The organism is Pandoraea anapnoica, assembly GCF_902459765.1.
Taxonomy (GTDB): domain Bacteria; phylum Pseudomonadota; class Gammaproteobacteria; order Burkholderiales; family Burkholderiaceae; genus Pandoraea; species Pandoraea anapnoica.
In genome coordinates this window covers 186,917-207,331 of the sequence record NZ_CABPSP010000014.1, presented here as the reverse complement: position 1 = coordinate 207,331, position 20,415 = coordinate 186,917, and the positions used below count along the sequence as shown (strand labels likewise).

The window sequence follows — 20,415 nt, the reverse complement described above, 5'->3', positions numbered from 1 at the left end:
CTCAGGTCCGGCGCGGGAGGTACGACGCGTCCACGTTCGCCGCAATCCTGACCGGCTTGGGCAACAGCCCCAACTGCGCCATCGCGTCGATGGGGGGCTGCAGGCTCGCGGCGGAGATCGTCGCGTTCGGATCGCGATAGAAGTCCTTGGCCGTGAGGAAATACTCATCGAGCGACGCGGCGGGCGTTTTTGCGAGGTCCGCCGTCAGCGCCACCACCTGCTTGCGATTGGCCGGATCGTAAATCCAGCGTTGCGCGTCGACGTAATCGGCCAGCCATGCACGTACGGCCGCGGACTTTTCCGTGAGGAAGCGCGTGCGGGCACTCTGGAACAGGACGGGATACGGCGGCACGACGCCGACCGCGTCGAACACCGTACGAATGCCGCCCTTCTTCGCTTCGTCGACCTGAAACGGCATGGCAAGCACGCCCACATCGATACGCTTCTGGCGCAACGCCGGCCCGATGTTGCCGAACGGCATCTCGACTACACGAACATCCTTGCGTGGATCGAGGCCGTGCTTTTGCAACGCGATGCGCAGAATGATGTCGACGCTGCCGTTGAAGGCGTTCACTGCCACGCTTTTGCCCTTGAGGTCGGCAATGGCGCGCACCGGGCTGTCCGTCAGCACGACAAACGGGTTGGACGCATAGCCTTGCACCGCGTCGCGATGGATTTCGGCAATGGCAGTCACGCCGCCCGGTACCGCGTCCTGCGCGACTGCGGTCGCCAGGCTCGTAAATGCCAGCGTACCGATGTCGGCCTGCTCGGCGGCCAGCAATGTCGCCACGCCTGGCGTGCCGCGCGCCGTCGTCGTCTCGATCACATACTCCTTGCCATGACGTTTGAGTACGTTGGCCTTAAACCAGTCGCTGGTAATGACTGTTTCGAGCTCGCCGGGACCGACCACACCCGCCGTCGCATAGCGAATCAGCGGTGGCGCGGCGCGCGCGATCATGGGAAACGACAGGGCTGTCGCGACCGCTGCGCTTTGCTTGATGAATTGGCGGCGCGAGTGCCGCTGGGTGTCGTCGTGTGCCATGAGATGTTGAATTGCGAGAAGCGGGAAATTGCGGCGTATTCAGGTCGCCGTTCGGGTCGCCATGCGGGGCGATGTTCAGTACGTCAATGCGACGGGCGGGCGATGCCGAGATGATCGCGAAGCGTGTCGCCCGCGTATTCCCGGCGAAACACGCCTCGCGACTGAAGCTCGGGAATGACCAGGCGCACGAAGTCCTCGACACCGCCCGGCAGATAGGGCATCTGCACCATGAAGCCGTCACAGGCGCGTGCGTCGAACCATTGATGCATGACCTCGGCGACGGCGTCCCCGGTACCGTTGAAATCGCGCAGCGGCCCGATGCCGTAACGCTTGCCGATCTCGCGCAACGACAGGCCCTGCTTACGCGTGAGTTCCGCCACCTCCTTGTAATGGCCCTGCACGCCGCCGACTTCCAGATCGGGCAGCACGCCGTCCTGCGGGAACGGCGAGAGATCGATGTCGAGCTGATAAGAAAGTGTCGAGAGACCGGCCTCCGGATCGCAGAGATCGTCGAGCAGCGCCTGCTTGTCGCGCGCAATCGCTTCGGTCTCGCCGATAACCGGCACCATGCCCAGGAGAATCTTCACGTCGTCCGGGTTGCGACCGTGATGTGCGGCTCGGGCTTTGATGTCGTGATAGAAGGTCTGCGCCGAGTCCTGCGACGAGTGCGTGACGAAGATGACGTCGGCCCACTTTGCGGCGAAATCGCGTCCGCGGCTCGATGCGCCGGCCTGAATGAAGACGGGTCTGCCCTGCGGCGGACGGCTGACGTTGAGCGGTCCCTCCACATTGAACCACTTGCCCCGATGCGAGATCGGGCTGACTTGCGCAGGATCGGCAAACTGGGGCGTCTCGCGATCGAGCGTGAGAGCGCCATCGCGCCAACTGTTCCACAGCTTGCACGCGACTTCCACGAACTCGTCCGCGCGGTCATAGCGGTCTTCGCGCGAGAGTTGTTCCTCAAGCCCGAAGTTGCGGGCTTCTGCGTCCTGAAACGAGGTAACGATATTCCACGCGACGCGTCCGGCACTCAGATGATCGAGCGACGCGAGCGCACGTGCCACGTGAAACGGTGTGAAGTACGACGTCGAGATCGTCGCAGCAAGTCCGAGATGCCGAGTACTTCCGGCGAGTGCCGAGAGTACGACGATGGGGTCGAGACGCAACGCACCGAGTGCACCATGACGCAGTTGCGAGTCGAGGCTATCGCCCAGTCGGCGGGGCAGCGCCTGAATATCGGGTAGGAAAAGCATGTCGAAGCGGCCGGCTTCGAGCAAACGACCAATTTCCTGATAGAAGCGCACCGACAGAATGTCATGCTGCGCAGACGGGTAACGCCAGCCGCCGTGATGGCCGGAAACCGGGCCAGCCATGACATAGGCGGCCAGATGCATTTGACGCGAGGATGCGTTCGACATACTGCAATATCCGAAAAGACATGTTCGACAATCGGCGCGCGGAAGAGCCTTGGGCTACGCCTGTCTCAGTCTTCCCGTAGCACTGCCAATACTTTGAGGCGGCACCGGAGAACGGCGCCGCCTGTTCGAAAACAGTATATGAGTGCCCGACTTGTTAACAAATTCGAATCGCTGCTAAGCAAATACAGAAAACCGATGCCGCGTCACGTCGTCAGGTGGTCGGGCTCCCTCTGCCCGACCGCCTGCAGCGCCCGTGCGTAAATTGCCAGCCTTCGAACCACTGCGTCCCGTTCCGCTTCACTCATATGATCCAGCGCGCCACTGACCTGGCGTCTTCCGAACGCGTGGATCGCGGCAAGCGTACGTCTGCCGCGCGGCGTCAACGACAACAGTTTTTTGCGAGCGTCGTCTCGACCGGGTGTCTCCTTCGGCTCTCCGGCAATCAATAGTTTTCGCACCATTCGGCTTACGCTCGACTTATTCAACTTCAGGTATTCGCCCAGATAGGCGGATGTCACGCAACGTCGTGCGCCGATTTCCATGATCGCGTGAACAGCCGACGCCGAATACCGCGTCTGCGCGAGCGTTGCCTGCATGAATCCCAAACTACGAGTTTTCACCTTCGGATTCGTATGATTCGAACCATAGCGTCGACGCTTGTGCGGCGCACACGGACAGTGCCCGCACCAGAGCGACTCGACCCGTCAGCCTGCAACGTCCCCTTCAATGCCCTGACTCAACTGAGTGCGGAATGCCGTCTATCGGGCACTCTGCCGTGCCAGGCGTGTTGCGGGTGATCGCCTCTACTCTGCGTCGCGTGCCTTCGGGATCCATCACCCAGTCTCGATAGAAACCGAACGGGCATTGCGCCACGCCATTCACGCTCTCACCCGAATTGATACTTCCCGTGTACCCCCGATGGAGCAACTTGTATAAATGATTTTGCGATTGCATGTGCTTGCGCGCGTCGCGAATCGCACTGACGGAGAGCTCGGCATACTGCACCCCCATCTCCTCCTCACCGCACTCCCCTAACGTCCGGCCATCGAAGCCGACAATCGCCGAGTGACCAAAGTACGAATAGACACCGTCCCAGCCGGTCGCATTCGCCACCGCAACATAGGTGTTGTTCATCCATGCCATTGCTTTTGCCACAAGCACTTGTTGCTCTTTGGCCGGATACATATACCCCTGACAGCGCACCACCAACTCGGCGCCGTTCATCGTGCAGTCCCGCCATATCTCGGGATAGTTGCCGTCATCGCAAATGATCAGGCTTATCTTCAGCCCCTTAGGTCCCTCGGTCACATAAGTACGGTCACCGGGATACCAGCCTTCTATGGGCGTCCACGGCATGATCTTGCGATACTTCTGCACGATCTCCCCGCGATTGTCGATGAGCACCAGGGTGTTGTACGGCACCTTGTTCGGATGATCCTCATGTCGCTCACCGGTGAGCGAAAACACGCCCCAGACGTTCGCTTTACGACAGGCTGCGGAGAAGATATCGGTCTCCTCCCCCGGCACCGTCGACGCCGTATCGAACATCTCCTGTCGGTCGTACATGATGCCGTGCGTCGAGTACTCGGGAAAAATCACGAGATCCATGCCGGGCAATCCCTGCTTCATACCGACCACCATGTCGGCGATCTTTCGCGCGTTTTCCAATACCTCGGCTTTGGTATGAAGTCGCGGCATCTTGTAGTTGACGACCGCAACGCCTACGCCGTCGCGGCTACTCGAAATGTCCCCATGTCGCATGGATTCCTTCTCCTTAAAGTGTCTCAATCCATTCGCACAACCGGCCCGTGGGGCCGCAGCGAATCAAGTCAACGCATTAATGACTGATCATCCAGGGCCGCCCCTGCGGACGTTTCAGCCCGCCCGCCGCACCGGTCCCACTTATCGACCCAGTCCCGCCGGATGCCCCAGGCAGTGACACCTTTGGGCTTGAGCAGCAGCTACACCCCGGCCGGTGACGAGACGAAGGCCCGTCGCCGGAATGACGTGGCGCGTGTGCTGCCCGCTCGTTCGTCGCGTGTGCCGTGCGGCGCGCGCTCCCCATCAACGCCAGCGACGGCGCCGTGATCACGCGCGATCCCTCACTGCCGCATTCCGGGCAGTGGCACGGCGTGTCGCGATCCGCGATACGTCGCATGACGGCGAACGGTCCGCACGTCGCACATTCGAAGTCGTAAATCGGCATGTCAGCCTCCTAATGCCTCATATTGTTTGCGAACGTCGTCTGCGATCCTTCATGACAACGCGGGCGACGAGCGCTGCGTCAGGCCTTCACCAGATCCGGCGAACACGGCATGTCCACGCCCCCCTTCACATGACGAATCGGCCCATCGGCATTGGGACGAATGTCAAAGTCGAAGATCTGCGTGGGCAACCACAACGTCGCACAGGCGTTCGGAATGTCGACGACACCGCTGATGTGCCCCTGCACCGGTGCACACCCCAGCAACGAATAGGCCTGCGCGCCCGAGTAACCGAACTTCTTCAGATACTCGATGGCGTTCAGACACGCCTGACGGTAAGCCACCGTGACGTCCAGATAGTGCTGCCCTCCCTGCTCGTCGACCGAGATACCTTCGAAAATCAGGTAGTCGTTGTATGCAGGCGTAATGGGGCTTGGTTGAAACACCGGATTTCGAATACCGTACTTCGCCATGCCACCCTTGATGACGTTCACGCGCATGTGCACCCATCCCGCCATTTCGATGGCGCCGCAGAACGTGATTTCACCATCGCCCTGACTGAAGTGAAGATCCCCCACGGAAAGGCCAGCACCGTCGACATACACCGGGAAGAACACCTTCGAGCCGCGCGACAGATCCTTGATGTCGCAGTTGCCGCCATGCTCGCGCGGCGGCACGGTGCGCGCCCCCTGCGCTGCGGCCTGATTCCGCGCATCGCCCGTGAGCTTGCCCATATGTGCCGTTGCGGCAAAAGGCGGGTTGGCCAGCGGCGGAACGCGATCTGGCTCCGTTGCGATGAGGCCGACTTCGCGCTCGTTCCAGGTCTGGAGCAATTTTGGATCCGGCAGACAACCGATCAGCCCCGGGTGAATCAGCCCGGCAAAATTCACGCCGGGGATATGGCGCGAACTCGTGTAGAGCCCGTGGAAATCCCAGATCGACTTCTGCGCGTGCGGAAAGTGGTCGGTGAGGAAGCCGCCGCCATTCGTCTTCGAGAAGAAGCCGTTGAAGCCCCACTGGCTATCGGACTTTGCGCCGATGTCGAGCAGGTCGACAACGAGCAGGTCGCCCGGCTCGGCGCCATGGACACCCACGGGCCCCGATAGAAAGTGCACGATGGACAGATCGATGTCGCGCACGTCGTCGGCACTGTCGTCGTTCTTGATGAAACCACCGGTCCAGTCATACGTTTCGAGAATGAAGTCGTCGCCGGGATTGACCCAGCACGCCATCGGAATGTCCGGGTGCCAACGGTTGTGCACCTGCTCGTTTTCGTACGCGGATTGGTTCAGGTCGACCTTGATGAGAGTTTCGGCCATTGCACTCGCTCCTGATGTTAAGTGTCGATGTGGCACACACCGGCAATCGAAATGACGCCATCTGGCGCCGGGTTACACAGAGAGGTATTCGCGGATACGGTCGGTATCACCGGCTTCGCGCGTACTTTGATGAACGAAGCGCCCGCCTTCGATCACGAACAGTCGGTCCGCAACGTCCATGGCGAAACTCAACACCTGTTCGGAGACCACGATGGCGATGTTGCGTGCCGTACGGATCTGGTTGAGCGCGCGCGCGATGTCTTTGATAACGGAGGGCTGGATACCCTCGGTCGGCTCGTCGAGCAGCAGTACCTTGGGATTCGTGGCGAGCGCACGAGCAATCGCGAGCTGCTGTTGCTGACCGCCGGAGAGGTTGCCGCCTTTGCGGCGGCGCATATCGAACAAGACGGGGAACAGTGCGTAGAGATCGTCGGGAACCGATTGACTCCCTGCATACTCAAGCCCGGTCTGAATGTTTTCTTCGACGGTGAGCGAAGCAAAGATCTGACGCCCCTGCGGGACATAGCCGATACCGCTCGCCACACGTCGATAGCTCTCTGCGTTCGAGACATCCACACCGCCGACTCGCACGGTGCCGCGATTGGCGGGCAACATGCCGATCAGCGATTTGAACAGCGTCGTCTTACCCATGCCGTTGCGGCCCATGACCGCCACGCTTTCACCGCTGGCGACGGTAAAGCCGATACCGTGCAGCACTTCGCTCTGGCCATAGCTGACGACGAGATCGTCGACTTCCAACATGATGTGTCCTCCGATCAATGCCCAAGATAAACGTCGATCACGCGCGGATCGGACTGCACCTTGGCCATTGGGCCTTCGGCGAGAATTTTCCCCTGATGCATGACGGTGACCTTATGCGCAATACGCTCGACAAACGCCATGTCATGCTCGATGACGATCATCGAGCGATGACGGCAAATCCGGTCGAGCAACTCCGCCGTCAGCTCACGCTCGCGCGCGCTCATGCCTGCAATCGGCTCGTCGAGCATCAAAAGCTCGGGATCCTGCATCAGCAGCATGCCGATTTCCAGCCACTGCTTCTGTCCGTGCGAAAGTAGACCGGCTTCAAGATCGAGTAATGCCGCAAGCCCAATTTCATCGGCGACCGCGCGCACGCGATCGGCAACCTCTGCGTCGGTCCGGTAAAAAAGCGCTCCCAGCACACCTCGCCCGCGTGGAAACGACACTTCGAGGTTCTGAGCGACGCTCAGGTTTTCGTAAATCGACGGTGTCTGGAACTTTCGCCCGATACCTTTGTGCACACGCCGAAACTCGGCAAGCTTCGTGATTTCTTCATTGCGGAACTTGATGCTGCCCGTCGTCTCCCTCGTCTTGCCGCAGATGAGATCGAGTAGCGTTGTTTTTCCGGCCCCATTCGGCCCGATGACAACACGCAGTTCGCCTCGCTCCAGATACAGATTCAACGAATCGATGGCCTTGAATCCGTCAAACGACACGCTCAGATCTTCAATCGCCAGAAGAAAGTCAGTGTTGCTCATGTGTCACGCCTCCCTTTTCTCAACGCCGAGGAATCGGCGAATGCGCGGGCGCACATGCGCCTCGTAAAGTCCTGCCAGACCGTTCGGGAAGGCCATCACCACACCGATGAACATGGCGGCCATCAGGTACAGCCAGAGGTTCGGAAAGCTCTCGGAAAACCAGCTCTTGCCGAGATTGACGAGGATTGCGCCGTATACCGCGCCGACCAGCGACATCCGTCCCCCGACTGCCGCATAGATCACCATCTCGATGGACGGCACGATGCCGACAAACGACGGCGACATGAATCCGACCTGGAGCGTGAACATCGCGCCGCCTACAGCCGCAAGCGTTGCCGCGAAACAAAACGAGAAGACCTTGAACATCGAGACGTCATATCCCGAGAAGCGCACACGGTCCTCCTTGTCGCGCATGGCCAGCAAGAGCGTGCCCAGCTTGCCTCGCTGCACCCAGCGACACGCCAGCAACGCGACGATCAGCAGTGCTGCGTTGACGAAATAGAGAATCAACTTCGCATGGTCTGTCCGAATGTCCCAGCCGAGCAGCGTGCGCAGATCGGTAATGCCATTCACGCCTCCGGTATAGCCCTGCTGCCCGATGATCAACACCGAAAGAATCAAGGCGACAGCTTGCGTGATGATGGCGAAGTACACGCCCCCTACACGTCGTTTGAACATTGCGTAGCCGATGACGAAGGCGAGCGCAGTCGGTACGAACAGCACCGCGAGAATCGATACCGGAAGGTAGTGGAACGGTCTCCACCAATCTGGCAATGCCGTGAGCTGATTCCAGTCCATGAAGTCCGGAATGCCGGGGGTGGTCTGCGTACTCGTGGCCGCGGCACTTGATGCCTCAAGCTTGAGAAACATCGCCATCGCATAGCCCCCGAGGCCAAAGAAGACGCCCTGACCGAGGCTGAGCACCCCACCGTAACCCCATGCGATCACCAGCCCGATGGCGACGAACGCGTACGTCAGGTACTTGCCCATGAGGTTCAGCCGAAACGTGTCGAGCGCTATCGGGAACACCACGACAATCAGTAGCGCGAGGATCGCGATGCCCGCATAGCCCGAGGCGTCGAAGCGCGCCGCGAGCGCGCGCCACCCGCGAGGCGCCACGCGCGATTCGCGCACTTCATGCGCTTCCCCGGCTTCGGCCCGGAGGGAGACGCCGCCCGCCGCGGTTTGGATGGGTTCCATATACATCTCTCCATACAGATGGATCGGTAGACGATCGGTTGATGAGATCGCCGCTTGTTGGCCCGCGCTGCGCCGGTTGTCAGCGGGTTTCATTCGGATAAGCACGTCAGACGCGCCGGACCTTGGACGCGAACAAGCCTTGCGGGCGCAACATCAGAATGACCACAACGGTCAGCAGCGTGAGGACACGCGCGATAGAGCCGGAAAGGAAAAACTCGCTGATCGACTGCATCTGCGCAATGCCGAACGCAGACGCGACCGTACCGAGCAGGCTCGCAGCGCCGCCGAACGTCACGACCAGGAACGAATCGACGATGTAGAGCGAGCCGCTTGTGGGTCCGGTGGAACCGATCGCGGTGAACGCCGCCCCCGCCACCCCGGCAATACCGCAGCCAATGGCGAACGTCATGCGGTCGGTGCGGCGCGTGTTGATGCCTGCAGCGTTCGCCATGGGCCGGTTTGCGACCGTCGCCCGCACCCTCAGCCCCCAGCGTGAGCGGTAAAGCGCGAGCAACAAGCCCCCTGTCATCACAAGCGCCAGCGCCATCACAAACATGCCGCTGATCGGAATATCGAGGCCCGGTGTCGGTTCCCACGACCCCATCAGCCAGTCGGGCAGCGCGGGGCTGACCTCCTTGGGGCCAAATGTCGAGCGGAACACCTGCTGCATACCAAGACTCAGCCCCCAGGTGGCAAGCAGTGTGTCGAGCGGGCGACGATACAGGTGACGGATCAGTGCCCATTCCGCGAGCCATCCCGCACCAAAAGCGAGCACGAAGGCGGCGACGATGGCGAAAAAGAAGTACACCGGCGCAAACACCGGCCAGACGTTCTGGGTCACCCACGAAAACATGTAGACGGTGTAGGCGCCAATGGTCATGAACTCGCCGTGCGCCATATTGATGACGCCCATCTGACCGAAGATCACGGCGAGCCCGAGCCCCATGAGCAGGAGAACGCTGAACAGGCTCAGTCCCGCGAAGCCCTGCATCAGCGTGATATTGAAAATGTCGTTGGCGGACATCTGACGCTCCTCGCGCGACGACCCGGCGGCCATCGCGCCTGTGCAGGTTGACGGATTACATGTAGCCCTTCGGGAACGGATCCGGATGGATCGGTTCCGGCGAACTGGCCACCACCTTGAACTGACCGTCCGCCTGCCCTTCACCGATCAGCGAGCGACTCCACAAGTGGTGGTTGACGTCGACCTTTGCGTAACCTTGCGGTGCGTTAGCCAACTCAATGTCCTTCGAAGCGGCCACAACCTTGTTCACGTCGAAACTGCCCGCACGCTCGCATGCGGCTTTCCAGATCCACGGCCCGAGGTAAGCGGCCTGCGTGACGTCGCCGATCACCGACTTCGCGCCATAGCGCGCCTTGAACGCCGAAACGAACTTCTTGTTGTTGTCGTTATCCAGCGATTGGAAGTACTTCATCGAGGAGTAGTAGCCCGCGAAGTTTTCTCCGCCGATGCCGAGCACTTCGTCTTCCGTCACGGAGAGCGTGAGCAGGAACTGCTTCTGAGGCGTAATACCGGCGGCCTTGAGTTGCTTGTAGAACGCCACGTTCGAGCCGCCCACCACCGTCGCGAAAATGCAGTCGGGGCGCGCGAGCTTGATCTTGTTCATCAGCGAATTGAATTCGGTGGTACCGAGCGGGTAATACTCCTCGCCGACCACCTTCGCGTGCAGATGTTGCTCGATGTGACGTCGCGCAATCTTGTTCGACGTGCGCGGCCAGATGTAGTCGGACCCGATCAGGAAGAAGGTCTTGGCCTTCTTTGTATTCGACGCCCAGTCGAGCGCCCAGAGAATCTGCTGCGTAGCTTCCTGACCGGTGTAGAACACGTTCTTGGACTGCTCCAGACCTTCGTAGAACGTGGGGTAGTACAGCAACCCGTTGTCCTTCTCGAACACGGGAAGCACGGCCTTGCGCGAGGCCGATGTCCAGCAGCCGAAGACCGCTGCGACGTGGTCGTTCTCCAACAGCTTCTTCGACTTTTCGGCGTACGTCGGCCAGTCGGAGGCGCCATCCTCCTGAATGATGTTGATTTTGCGGCCGAGCACACCGCCCATCGCATTGATTTGCTCGATAGCAAGACGCTCGGCCTGAATCGACCCCGTCTCCGAGATCGCCATCGTGCCGGTCGCGGAGTGCAACTGACCGACCGTGACAGTAGTGTCCGTCACGGCGAGCCCCGTCGTATTGACCTTTGCCGTCGGCGGCACTTGCGCGAACGACGTGCGCGGCAGGCCAAGCGCCATGAGCGGCGCGGCAGCCAGGCCACCGAGCAGTCGTCTGCGCAACGGGGAAGCCATACGCTCATCATCGAATTGATCGTCTGCGGACATCACGTTCTCCTGGTCTTGGGCCCTGTGCAAAGGCGCAGCGGGCTGGTTTCAAGGGGTTGGACGCAATGTAGGGAGCCAAATTGACGCTCGAAATACGTCGATTGACGTATTCCCTCGGAGGCGCGATGGAATGTAATTTGCTTTGCCGTTAGTACCCGACGCTTTTTGCACCAATCAGGATCGTCTTCCCGTCGTCATGGCCGAGATGCACCAAAATTTAGCCCGTGCGCCCAGCACGCAGCGCATCGTGAAGGTGCGGCGCGACTACAACGCCTGGGTCGGCGACGAAACGCTCGAAGACTATGCGCTTCGCTTCACACCGCGCTCGTTTCGGCGATGGTCCGAAGCGCGCGTCGCGAGCACGGCTATCGGCGGCGTGTCCTTTCTGGTGCTCGAGGCCATCGGCGGGAGCCTTGTCATCAACTATGGGTTCACGAACGCCGTCTGGGCCATCGCGGTCGTCTCGATCCTGATTTTTCTGACAAGCTTGCCGATCAGCTATTACGCGGCGCGTTACGGCGTGGACATGGATCTGCTCACCCGTGGCGCAGGATTCGGCTACATCGGCTCTACGGTGACGTCGTTCCTCTATGCGATCTTCACGTTCCTCTTCTTCGCGCTCGAAGCGGCCATCATGGCGCTCGCGTTGCAGCTCTATTTCCACATGTCGCTGGCGATTGCCTATGTCGTGAGTTCGCTCATCGTGATTCCGCTGGTGATGTTCGGCATCACACTCATCAACCGGCTGCAAAGCTGGACGCAGCCCTTGTGGATCTTGCTTTTCGTCTCGCCCTACGTCGCCGTACTGTGGCATCACCCTGGATTGGTACGTGAATGGACCACCTTTGCCGGATTTGCGCCGCAAGGCCGTGCGTTCAGCATCATTGCTTTCGGGCAGGCGTCGACCGTCGTTTTCGCGCTGATCGTGCAGATCGGCGAGCAGGTTGACTATCTTCGGTTTTTACCGCCCCTGACGGCGAAAAACAAAAAAAGGTGGTGGCTGGCACTCCTGTCCGCCGGGCCGGGGTGGATCGTACCCGGCGCGCTGAAAATGCTCGGCGGCGCATTCCTTGCCTTCGTCGCGATTCAAAACGAAGTCGATGTCGGCCAGGCAGCACAGCCCACGCAGATGTATCTCGTCGCCTATCACATCTTGCTCGATCCGGTGGGGCTGGCAGGCTGGGCATTGCCGACCATGACGTTGTTCGTCATCGTCTCCCAGCTCAAGATCAATGTGACGAACGCCTATGCCGGATCGCTTGCCTGGTCGAACTTCTTTGCCCGTCTCACCCATAGTCATCCGGGACGCGTAGTTTGGCTCGTCTTCAACGTGATGATTGCGTTGCTGCTCGTCGAGATCGGCGTCTTCGAGGTTATCGGCAAGGTGCTGTCGCTGTATGCGAACGTGGCTGTCGCCTGGGTCGGTGCGTTGTGTGCCGATCTCGTCATCAACAAACCGCTTGGCTTCAGTCCACGTTACATCGAGTTCAAGCGCGCGCACCTCTACGACGTGAACCCTGTGGGCCTCGGCGCAATGCTGTTCGGTGTCGTCGCTGCGCTGACAGCGCGTGCCGGGGTGTTTGGCGAACTTGGGGAGGCGATGTCGCTGTTTCTGGCCTTCGGGGCGGCATTCGTTTGCGCTCCGCTCATCGCCATTGGAACGCGCGGCAAATACTATCTCGCCCGAAAGCCGCATTCGACCGGCGACGCGACGTCGCTGCGTTGTGCGATTTGCGAGCACGCCTTCGAACCTGAAGACACGGCGCACTGTCCTGCATATGGCGGCACGATATGCTCGCTTTGTTGTTCCCTGGATTCGCGTTGTCACGATCGCTGCAAACCGCATGCTCGTTTCTCAGCGCAAGCAAACCATGCGCTGCATCGAATTTTTCCCAATGTTCGGCTCGGACCGACCGCACTGCGTCTCATTCGATACGCGAGTCTCTTGTTTTCGATCCTTGCCGTACTCGCAAGCGTGCTCTATCTGATCTGGTCGCAAAGCGTCGCGTCGATCCGCACCGCCGAAGTCGACGTCGTCGCAAGCAGTTTTTTGAAAATATTCTTTTCACTCGCACTTGTCGGGTGCATCGCAGCATGGTGGTTCGTACTGGAGCGAGAGAGTCGGCGCGTCACGGAAGAGGAGTCGCAGCGGCAAAACGACTTGCTGATGCAGGAAATCGAAGCGCATCAGAAAACAGACGAAGCCCTCAAGCGCGCCACGGCGGCCGCCGAGTCCGCCAATCAGGCCAAGAGTCGCTACGTCTCCGGACTCAGTCATGAGCTTCGTACACCACTCAACAGTATCCTCGGCTACGCGCAGCTCCTGATGCAAGCCAGGGACGAGCTCTCTGCGACTCGCTATAACGCCGTTCGCACAATTCATCGAAGTGGAGAGCACCTGCTGGCACTTGTCGACGGACTGCTGGACGTTGCACGCATCGAAGCGGGTAAGCTTCAGCTCAACATTACGGCAGTCTCACTGAACGACTTCGTCTCCCATGTATCGTCGATGATGAGTCCTCTCGCGATGGAAAAAGCGTTGGCTTTCGATGTGCAGGTCATCGGCCGCTTTCCCGCCGCGGTCAAGTGCGATCAGAAGTATCTCGGGCAGATTCTTACCAATCTGATTGGCAACGCGATTCGCTTTACCGCTGCGGGCAAAGTGACTCTGCGCGTGAGTCACGCCATGGACACACTGAAGCTCGAAGTCATCGACACTGGCCCCGGTATCCCACAGGAGGAAATGGCGAGGCTGTTCCTGCCGTTCGAGCGCGGAAACGCTACCCATGCGGACGATCATGGCGCGGGTCTGGGGTTGACGATCTGCCGACTGCTGACCCACGCGCTCGGCGGCAGTCTGGAAGTCGACAGCGAGGTCGGACGTGGCACACGCTTTGTAGTGAAGCTGTTCGCGCCGGCCATACAAAGCCCGCCCGACATGTACACGGAACTGGCAGGCATCTGCGGGTATGTGGGACCGCGCCGCACCATTCTGGTGGTGGACGATCTCGCGGACCAGCGAGGCATCGTGGTCCAACTGCTCACACCGCTCGGCTTCGATGTCGCTGAAGTCGCCAGTGGCCCGGAAGCACTGCGATGGCTCGGAGGGAACTTGGCCGACGCCATCATCATGGACATATCCATGCCGCTGATGGACGGTTACGAGACCAGTCGTCTGATCAGCGAGAACCAATTGTCTGCTGCCCCCATCGTCCTGCTATCGGCAAATGCCTTCGCCGATGACCGCGAACGTGCCAGTGCGACACGATGCGCCGGGTACCTGGCCAAACCACTGCGCGTGAACCTGCTGCTCGACAAGCTTGCACAATTGCTATCGCTCGAATGGGTTTCTTCAAAAACATCGGACGTGACTTACACGCCTGCGCAGTCTGTGGGGGAACTCAGGCTCGCCTTGCCGGAGCCGATATTGCGGGGCATACGCGAGCATCTCGACGTCGGATATGTGCAAGGCGTGGTGGATCTACTCGATGCCGCGCGCAAAGATCATCCCGCTTTGGTGCGGCAAATCGATGCACTGCGCGCGCTCGCGGAGCGCTTTCAACTTAGGGATCTCGAGAATGAACTTGACTGCCTGCCCCGCCCCTACGATATCTGAGCCTCGCATGCATGTCAGTGAAACATCTGAATGGCTGGGAGAGCGTCCTATTGTGCTCATCGTGGACGACACGCCCGACAATCTCGCGTTTCTCTCAGACACCTTGCGGGCGAACGGCTACACGGTGCTGGTTGCATTGAGCGGGGAAGCCGCGCTCAAGTGCCTGTCCCGAGTCACGCCCGATGTCGTACTTCTCGACGCCATGATGCCCGACATGGACGGGTTCGAGACTTGCCTGCGTATCAAGCGGGACAATCGACATGAGCACCTGCCGGTGATATTCATGACGTCGCTCACGGAAAGCGAGCATGTGGTGAAGGGATTTCGCGTTGGCGGAATCGATTATGTGACGAAACCAGTGCGGCCGGAGGAGGTATGTGCGCGAATCGGTGCTCATGTGCTGCGTTCGCGTGCACAAGCCTATGCGCACGTGGCGCTGTCGCTAAACGCTCGCGCTGCGCTGATCGTGTCCTGTGACGGGACGATTCTCTGGCGCAGCCCGCAAGCGGCACGGCAGATCGCCGCATACGTCGATCAAACCGTTGCCCCGATGGACCCGCTGTCGGCGACTGCCCGGCTTCCCGCTGCGTTACGTAACTGGTTTGTCGACTGGCTCGCGCACGGCGCCCGGTCGGATGCCGTGCAGGAGTTCACGGCAGGCAACGTCCGCCGCTCCGTCACCGCCACCCCGGCACCGGCGGCGGGTGAATGGATCGTCATGCTTTCCGAGACAGATGACTCCGTTTCCCGCGATGCGCTGTCGTCTCGCTTCGGCCTGACCACACGCGAAGCCGAAGTCCTTCTATGGGTGTCGCGCGGCAAGACAAACCGGGACATTGGCGACATTCTCGGCATGGCGTCGCGAACCGTGAACAAGCATGTGGAACACCTGTTCCGAAAACTCCTGGTGGAAACCCGCACCGCCGCGACGGCGCTAGCTGTTAAAGCACTCGCCGATCCCACGCGGTGACATACGCCCCGCTCACCCGACTTCGCCGTTGTCGGCATCTCCAAAGTGTGCGTCGCGTTCGTGCGTCATGGCTGCGGTGGCAAGCGTCGTCGCCACAGCCGGTGCGGCCCCCTTGCGCTCGCTGTACCTGTCCGTGAGGTAATCCGTCCGGTCCCTGACCAACAAGGTGAACTTGTATAGCTCCTCCATGACATCGACAACACGGTCATAGTATGAGGACGGCTTCATGCGCCCTTCAGCATCGAACTCCTGATAGGCCTTCGCGACCGACGATTGATTCGGAATCGTCACCATGCGCATCCACCGCCCCAACACACGCAGTGCATTCACCGAGTTAAACGACTGCGATCCACCGCTGACCTGCATCACTGCAAGCGTGCGACCTTGCGTCGGGCGGATGCCTCCGATCTCCAAAGGCAACCAGTCAATCTGGTTCTTGAAGACTGCGGTCAATGTCCCGTGACGCTCCGGGCTGCACCACACCTGCCCCTCCGACCATTCAGAGAGCTTTCGCAACTCGACCACCTTGGGGTGATCCGCCGCAACGCTATCGGCCAAAGGCAACCCCGCGGGATCGAAGATGCGTGTTTCCGCACCAAACCGCCGCAGAATCCGATCGGCCTCCTGAACCAGCAGGCGGCTATATGACGTCGCGCGCAAGGAGCCGTAGAGCAAGAGAATGCGCGGCGCATGTTTGCTGACACTGCTCGGTTCGAGTCTTTGGATATCCGGCACGTCAAATGCTGAATCGCGCACATTCGGAAAATCAGTTCTCATTTGATCCTCCGACCCTCGGCGTCAATCACAACCTCGCCGTCCTCTTTCGTGAAGGCGCCCTTTTGCGGCGCGGCCAGAATGTCCAGCACAAGCTCTGAGGGGCGACAAAGGCGAACACCCAGTTCCGTCACCACGAACGGACGATTGATAAGGATTGGGTTTGCAAGCATTGCATCCAGCAACGCGTCATCGCACAACGACAGATCGTCAAGGCCCAACGCGGCATAGGGCGTCCCCTTTTCCCGAATAGCCTCGCGCACTGACAGCCCAGCGTCGTGAATCATGCTTTTCAACGTTTGACGATCCGGCGGCGAACCCAGGTACTCGATAACGGTAGGTTCAATTCCCGCGTTGCGAATCAATGCCAGCGTGTTGCGCGACGTGCCGCATGCGGGGTTGTGATAGATGGTGACGGGCATGACATTTCCTTATTGCGATTCGTACCAGCGTTGCGATCGATTGACGACGCTCACGACCAGGAGCATGACAGGCACTTCGATCAATACGCCCACAACAGTGGCGAGTGCGGCACCGGACTTGAAACCGAACAGGCTGATCGCCGTTGCAACCGCCAGCTCAAAGAAGTTGCTTGCCCCAATCAGCGCCGACGGGCCTGCCACGCAGTGAGCGACGCCCAACTTGCGATTAAGCAGATATGCCAGACCGGAGTTGAACACCACCTGAATGAGGATCGGAATTGCCAGCAGCAAGATGATCAGCGGCTGTTCTACGATGGCATTTCCTTGGAAGCCGAAAAGCAGAACGAGCGTGACAAGTAACGCGGTAATCGAGTACGGTCCCAACGCGCTGACAACTCGCTTGTACGTGGCCCCCCCGCGAGCCAGCAACGCTTTGCGGATAGCTTGTGCAATCAAGACCGGCACGACGATGTACAGCCCGACCGATGTAATGAGCGTATCCCACGGCACCGAAATCGACGACAGGCCGAGCAACAGCGCGACAACGGGCGCGAAAGCCACAACCATGATGGCGTCATTGAGCGCGACTTGCGAAAGGGTGAAATACGGGTCCCCTTTGCAGAGTTGCGACCAGACGAAAACCATCGCCGTGCACGGTGCCGCCGCGAGCAGGATCAAACCCGCCACATAGCTGTCCAGTTGGTCCGCCGGAAGCCAGTCAGCAAACACGTGACGCACGAAAATCCAACCTAGTAGCGCCATCGAGAACGGTTTGACGAACCAGTTCACGAACAACGTAACGCCGATGCCCCTCCAATGACCGGCAACCTGGCCCATCGCACCGAAATCGATCTTGATCAACATCGGGATGATCATCACCCAGATCAACAGTCCGACAGGCAAGTTGACCTGAGCAACCTCCATCGCACCGATAGTGCGAAAAACGCCCGGTAACCGCTGCCCCAGCAGAATTCCCGCGATGATGCACAGGGCAACCCACAGGGTCAGATACCGTTCGAACACACCGATAGCTCCGGATTGCGGTATCCGGTCGGTCTTTTGCGTAAAGCTCATCGAATTTCCTTCAGAAAGCGCTCAGTCACGTCGTCCAGCAACAATGGCAGACGATTGCGAACGCGCCGGACAATCGGCCTCACCCTCGCGGACACAAACGTACGTCACGATCCAGACCCGGAGACCGGCTTGCAGATGAACTCGGGCGTGCACGGCACACCACCGCAACAGTTTTCCGTGAGATAGCCGAGCAATGCATTCATGGTCTCGAAATGCGCCATGTAAATGATCGACCGGCCTTCCTGACGACTCGTCAGCAGGTCAGCGCGATGAAGCTCCTTGAGGTGAAACGACAAGGACGATGCGGGCATGTCCATCAATTCCGCGATCCGACCGGCGGGCAATCCCTCAGGCCCCGCTTGAACCAGCAGGCGAAAGACCGTCAGACGGACCGAATGGGCGAGCGCGGCAAGGGCGCTGAGTACGTTGTTCGTTTCCATATTTCGAATATAGTCGAAATATGGAAGATCCTCAAATGAATTTCCTGAGACAGCCGGACTTGCTTGGCGACGACTTCCTCAGGAGAGCGTTCAGACGACCGCCAGCCCGCCCCTCCCCAAGGACGATTCGCAATCCCTTATCCCACAATGCTTTCCAGGCAGACTACACCCACTTCTGCACCCACCGAATCTCCTCCACCCGCACCACATGTCTGTCGATCCCGAGCGCCGCTGCTTCAATACCCAGCGCGAGGCCGACAAGCTGTGGCAAGTGGAGGACGGGCAGATCCAGCGGCGTATTGAGGTCGCGCGCCATGTCGTCCTGATAGGTGTCGAGCACCGTATGACATAGGGGGCACGGGGTGACAATGGCGTCCGCCCCGGCAGTTTTCGCGGACGCCACATGCCGCCCGCTCAGCTTGACGGGAATCACGTCGCTCTGGGCCGAACAATGGAAGCCGCAGCAAGCTGTCCTGCCGGAGTAGTCGACGGTCGTGCATCCCAGAATCTGCGCCAGCGTTTCAATCGACTGGACATCGCGTGCATCCGTGTCGCCGTACACCGAAGGCGGCCGGACGATATGGCATCCGTAGAACGCGGCAATCTTGTGCGACGACAACGGCGTTTTCACCAGCGCACGCAACCGCGTCTCCCCGACTTCCTCAAGCAGATACCAGAGAAAGTGCGTGATGCGCGCCGTCCCACGGTAGACCAGTCCCTCCTCTGCCAGCTTGCGGTCGATGCGTGCGCGCAACGCGGGATCGTTGTCCACGCGCTGCTTGGCTTCGAGCAGGTTCAGCGTGCAGGTATTGCAGATCGTCATCAGATCTAGGCCGCGTTCCTCCGCCAGCGCGATGATCCGCACGTTGAGCGCAACGAAGCGCTCCGCGTCGGCCGCGCGAATCTCGCGGCTCCCGGTGCAGGTCGCGGACGTGAGCGTCTCCAACTCGATGCCCAGCCGTTCGGCCACCGCCTGCGTGGCCATCAATAACTCACCACAAGTCGTACGGGCGCTGCACCCGGGATAAAAAGCGATTCGCATGGCAATGCCTCACCAGAAATGAACTCAACGAAAGAAAATGCGCCGGATGGCCTCGATCCCCTCCACAGGTCGGCGCAACAGCGCCGCCAGCGGCCGCACCTTGCCGCGCAGCATCAGCCTCAACGTGCGTCCGGGACGTTGCAGCGCCGCGCGCCAGCCCCGCGTCCCAAGCACCAGCAACATGGGCTCGATGCGCCCGCGTCTCTCGACGATCTCCATGAACGTGCGCGCATGCGGCGACGCTTCCGGCGCACGCGCATAGGCCAACTGCTTGAGCGGTTCGATAGCGGCACTCACGATCGGAATATGCGCGGGGCAGACGGCTTCGCAGTGGTAGCAGGAGACGCAATGGTGGACATGCGCCTCGTCCAGAATGGCTTGCAGACGGGGGGCGTCGTCCCGGGCGTCCAGCGCAACACGGGCCAGATGCACCAACGGCGCAGGCCCCGCGAACGCGATGTCGTCGGGAAAATCAAGCACCGGACACGCCGAATAGCACGCCAGACAACTCAGGCAGTCCATCGTCGCCCGGAGTGTCGCGGCGTTTACGGCATCGACCGGTTCCGGAAACCCGCCATACGGACGCGTTCGCTGGAGCCACGTCTGCAACGACACCAGCTTCGCCTCGGCCGGTGCCCGGTCGACCGCCAGGTCGCGAATCAACGGCAGATGACGCAGCGGCTCGATATGCATCTCCGCTTGCGCCGCCTCCCAGCACGCCAGCACCTCCCGGCCGTTCATCCGCACGGCGCAAGTCCCGCACTTCTTTGTGCCGCAATACCATCGATAGCCGATGTCCACCCCCAGCGCTTCCTGCACGTAGTTCAGTGCGTCGATGATTCGCATGTGCGGCACCGTCGGCACCGCATAGGTCTCGACATAGGGCGCAGTGTCCGTCTCCGGATCGAAACGCGAAATGTGCAACGTCACCGTCGTCAGCTCACTGTCGCTATCGCTGTCACCCCGAAATTGCCTGACATCCGAATGCATGTGTCCCCTCTCCCAGCAAAGTCGACCGGTCCG

General features: G+C 60.2%; 19 protein-coding genes. 2 read left to right on the top strand and 17 right to left on the bottom strand.

Translation table 11 applies throughout. From position 1 onward, the window contains the following. Position 1: 1 nt before the first annotated feature. From PAN31117_RS21560 to urtA, 11 genes are all read right to left on the bottom strand, one after another. Positions 2-1,042, bottom strand: coding sequence for an ABC transporter substrate-binding protein (locus tag PAN31117_RS21560; RefSeq protein WP_150739999.1), 1,041 nt, complete (start codon positions 1,040-1,042; stop codon positions 2-4). Between the two features lie 83 nt (positions 1,043-1,125). Then, positions 1,126-2,460 carry an LLM class flavin-dependent oxidoreductase gene (locus PAN31117_RS21555; RefSeq protein ID WP_217429690.1) on the bottom strand — a complete coding sequence of 445 codons (1,335 nt, stop codon included), beginning with the start codon at positions 2,458-2,460 and terminating at the stop codon, positions 1,126-1,128. A 203-nt stretch (positions 2,461-2,663) separates the two neighbouring features. Beyond that, positions 2,664-3,080 (bottom strand): MarR family winged helix-turn-helix transcriptional regulator, encoded by a 417-nt coding sequence (locus PAN31117_RS21550; protein WP_246189205.1) that lies wholly within the window; start codon positions 3,078-3,080, stop codon positions 2,664-2,666. 103 nt (positions 3,081-3,183) lie between these two features. Continuing rightward, a complete protein-coding gene (locus tag PAN31117_RS21545) occupies positions 3,184-4,221 on the bottom strand; it encodes an aliphatic amidase (RefSeq protein ID WP_150739998.1) in 1,038 nt (345 codons plus the stop codon). A 76-nt stretch (positions 4,222-4,297) separates the two neighbouring features. Further along, positions 4,298-4,666 (bottom strand): FmdB family zinc ribbon protein, encoded by a 369-nt coding sequence (locus tag PAN31117_RS21540; RefSeq protein WP_150739997.1) that lies wholly within the window; start codon positions 4,664-4,666, stop codon positions 4,298-4,300. Between the two features lie 78 nt (positions 4,667-4,744). Then, positions 4,745-5,983 carry a formamidase gene (gene fmdA / locus PAN31117_RS21535; protein ID WP_046292383.1) on the bottom strand — a complete coding sequence of 413 codons (1,239 nt, stop codon included), beginning with the start codon at positions 5,981-5,983 and terminating at the stop codon, positions 4,745-4,747. A gap of 72 nt (positions 5,984-6,055) precedes the next feature. After that, positions 6,056-6,745: an urea ABC transporter ATP-binding subunit UrtE gene (gene urtE / locus PAN31117_RS21530; RefSeq protein ID WP_150739996.1), complete on the bottom strand. Its 690-nt coding sequence runs from the start codon at positions 6,743-6,745 to the stop codon at positions 6,056-6,058. A 14-nt stretch (positions 6,746-6,759) separates the two neighbouring features. Continuing rightward, positions 6,760-7,503 carry an urea ABC transporter ATP-binding protein UrtD gene (gene urtD, locus PAN31117_RS21525; protein ID WP_150739995.1) on the bottom strand — a complete coding sequence of 248 codons (744 nt, stop codon included), beginning with the start codon at positions 7,501-7,503 and terminating at the stop codon, positions 6,760-6,762. 3 nt (positions 7,504-7,506) lie between these two features. Continuing rightward, positions 7,507-8,703: an urea ABC transporter permease subunit UrtC gene (gene urtC / locus PAN31117_RS21520; protein ID WP_150739994.1), complete on the bottom strand. Its 1,197-nt coding sequence runs from the start codon at positions 8,701-8,703 to the stop codon at positions 7,507-7,509. A gap of 106 nt (positions 8,704-8,809) precedes the next feature. Beyond that, on the bottom strand, positions 8,810-9,727 hold the full coding sequence (gene urtB / locus PAN31117_RS21515; protein WP_150739993.1) for an urea ABC transporter permease subunit UrtB: 918 nt from the start codon (positions 9,725-9,727) through the stop codon (positions 8,810-8,812). A gap of 55 nt (positions 9,728-9,782) precedes the next feature. Next, the gene (gene urtA / locus PAN31117_RS21510) at positions 9,783-11,054 is read right to left on the bottom strand and encodes an urea ABC transporter substrate-binding protein (RefSeq protein WP_150739992.1); all 1,272 of its coding nucleotides are present in this window, start codon (positions 11,052-11,054) and stop codon (positions 9,783-9,785) included. Positions 11,055-11,250: 196 nt separating this feature from the next. On the opposite strand from urtA, the gene PAN31117_RS21505 reads away from it, so the two are divergent. Together PAN31117_RS21505 and PAN31117_RS21500 are read left to right on the top strand one after the other, a co-directional pair. Then, complete coding sequence (locus PAN31117_RS21505; protein WP_150739991.1) at positions 11,251-14,670, top strand: hybrid sensor histidine kinase/response regulator; 3,420 nt, start codon at positions 11,251-11,253, stop codon at positions 14,668-14,670. Between the two features lie 49 nt (positions 14,671-14,719). Further along, positions 14,720-15,640: a response regulator gene (locus PAN31117_RS21500; RefSeq protein ID WP_150740026.1), complete on the top strand. Its 921-nt coding sequence runs from the start codon at positions 14,720-14,722 to the stop codon at positions 15,638-15,640. 12 nt (positions 15,641-15,652) lie between these two features. Here the strand turns inward: PAN31117_RS21500 and arsH are convergent, their stop codons facing one another. The 6 genes from arsH to PAN31117_RS21470 form a co-directional block, all read right to left on the bottom strand. Next, positions 15,653-16,417, bottom strand: a complete 765-nt coding sequence (arsH, locus tag PAN31117_RS21495; protein WP_150739990.1) for an arsenical resistance protein ArsH — start codon at positions 16,415-16,417, stop codon at positions 15,653-15,655. Then, positions 16,414-16,836 (bottom strand): arsenate reductase (glutaredoxin), encoded by a 423-nt coding sequence (gene arsC / locus PAN31117_RS21490; RefSeq protein ID WP_150739989.1) that lies wholly within the window; start codon positions 16,834-16,836, stop codon positions 16,414-16,416. Before arsC ends, arsH begins: the two co-directional genes overlap by 4 nt. Before the next feature lie 9 nt (positions 16,837-16,845). Continuing rightward, on the bottom strand, positions 16,846-17,910 hold the full coding sequence (arsB, locus tag PAN31117_RS21485) for an ACR3 family arsenite efflux transporter (protein WP_150739988.1): 1,065 nt from the start codon (positions 17,908-17,910) through the stop codon (positions 16,846-16,848). Between the two features lie 104 nt (positions 17,911-18,014). Beyond that, positions 18,015-18,350, bottom strand: a complete 336-nt coding sequence (locus tag PAN31117_RS21480) for an ArsR/SmtB family transcription factor (protein WP_150739987.1) — start codon at positions 18,348-18,350, stop codon at positions 18,015-18,017. A gap of 163 nt (positions 18,351-18,513) precedes the next feature. Beyond that, the gene (locus tag PAN31117_RS21475; RefSeq protein ID WP_150739986.1) at positions 18,514-19,392 is read right to left on the bottom strand and encodes a CoB--CoM heterodisulfide reductase iron-sulfur subunit B family protein; all 879 of its coding nucleotides are present in this window, start codon (positions 19,390-19,392) and stop codon (positions 18,514-18,516) included. Between the two features lie 24 nt (positions 19,393-19,416). After that, a complete protein-coding gene (locus PAN31117_RS21470) occupies positions 19,417-20,382 on the bottom strand; it encodes a succinate dehydrogenase/fumarate reductase iron-sulfur subunit (protein ID WP_150739985.1) in 966 nt (321 codons plus the stop codon). Positions 20,383-20,415: the final 33 nt, after the last annotated feature.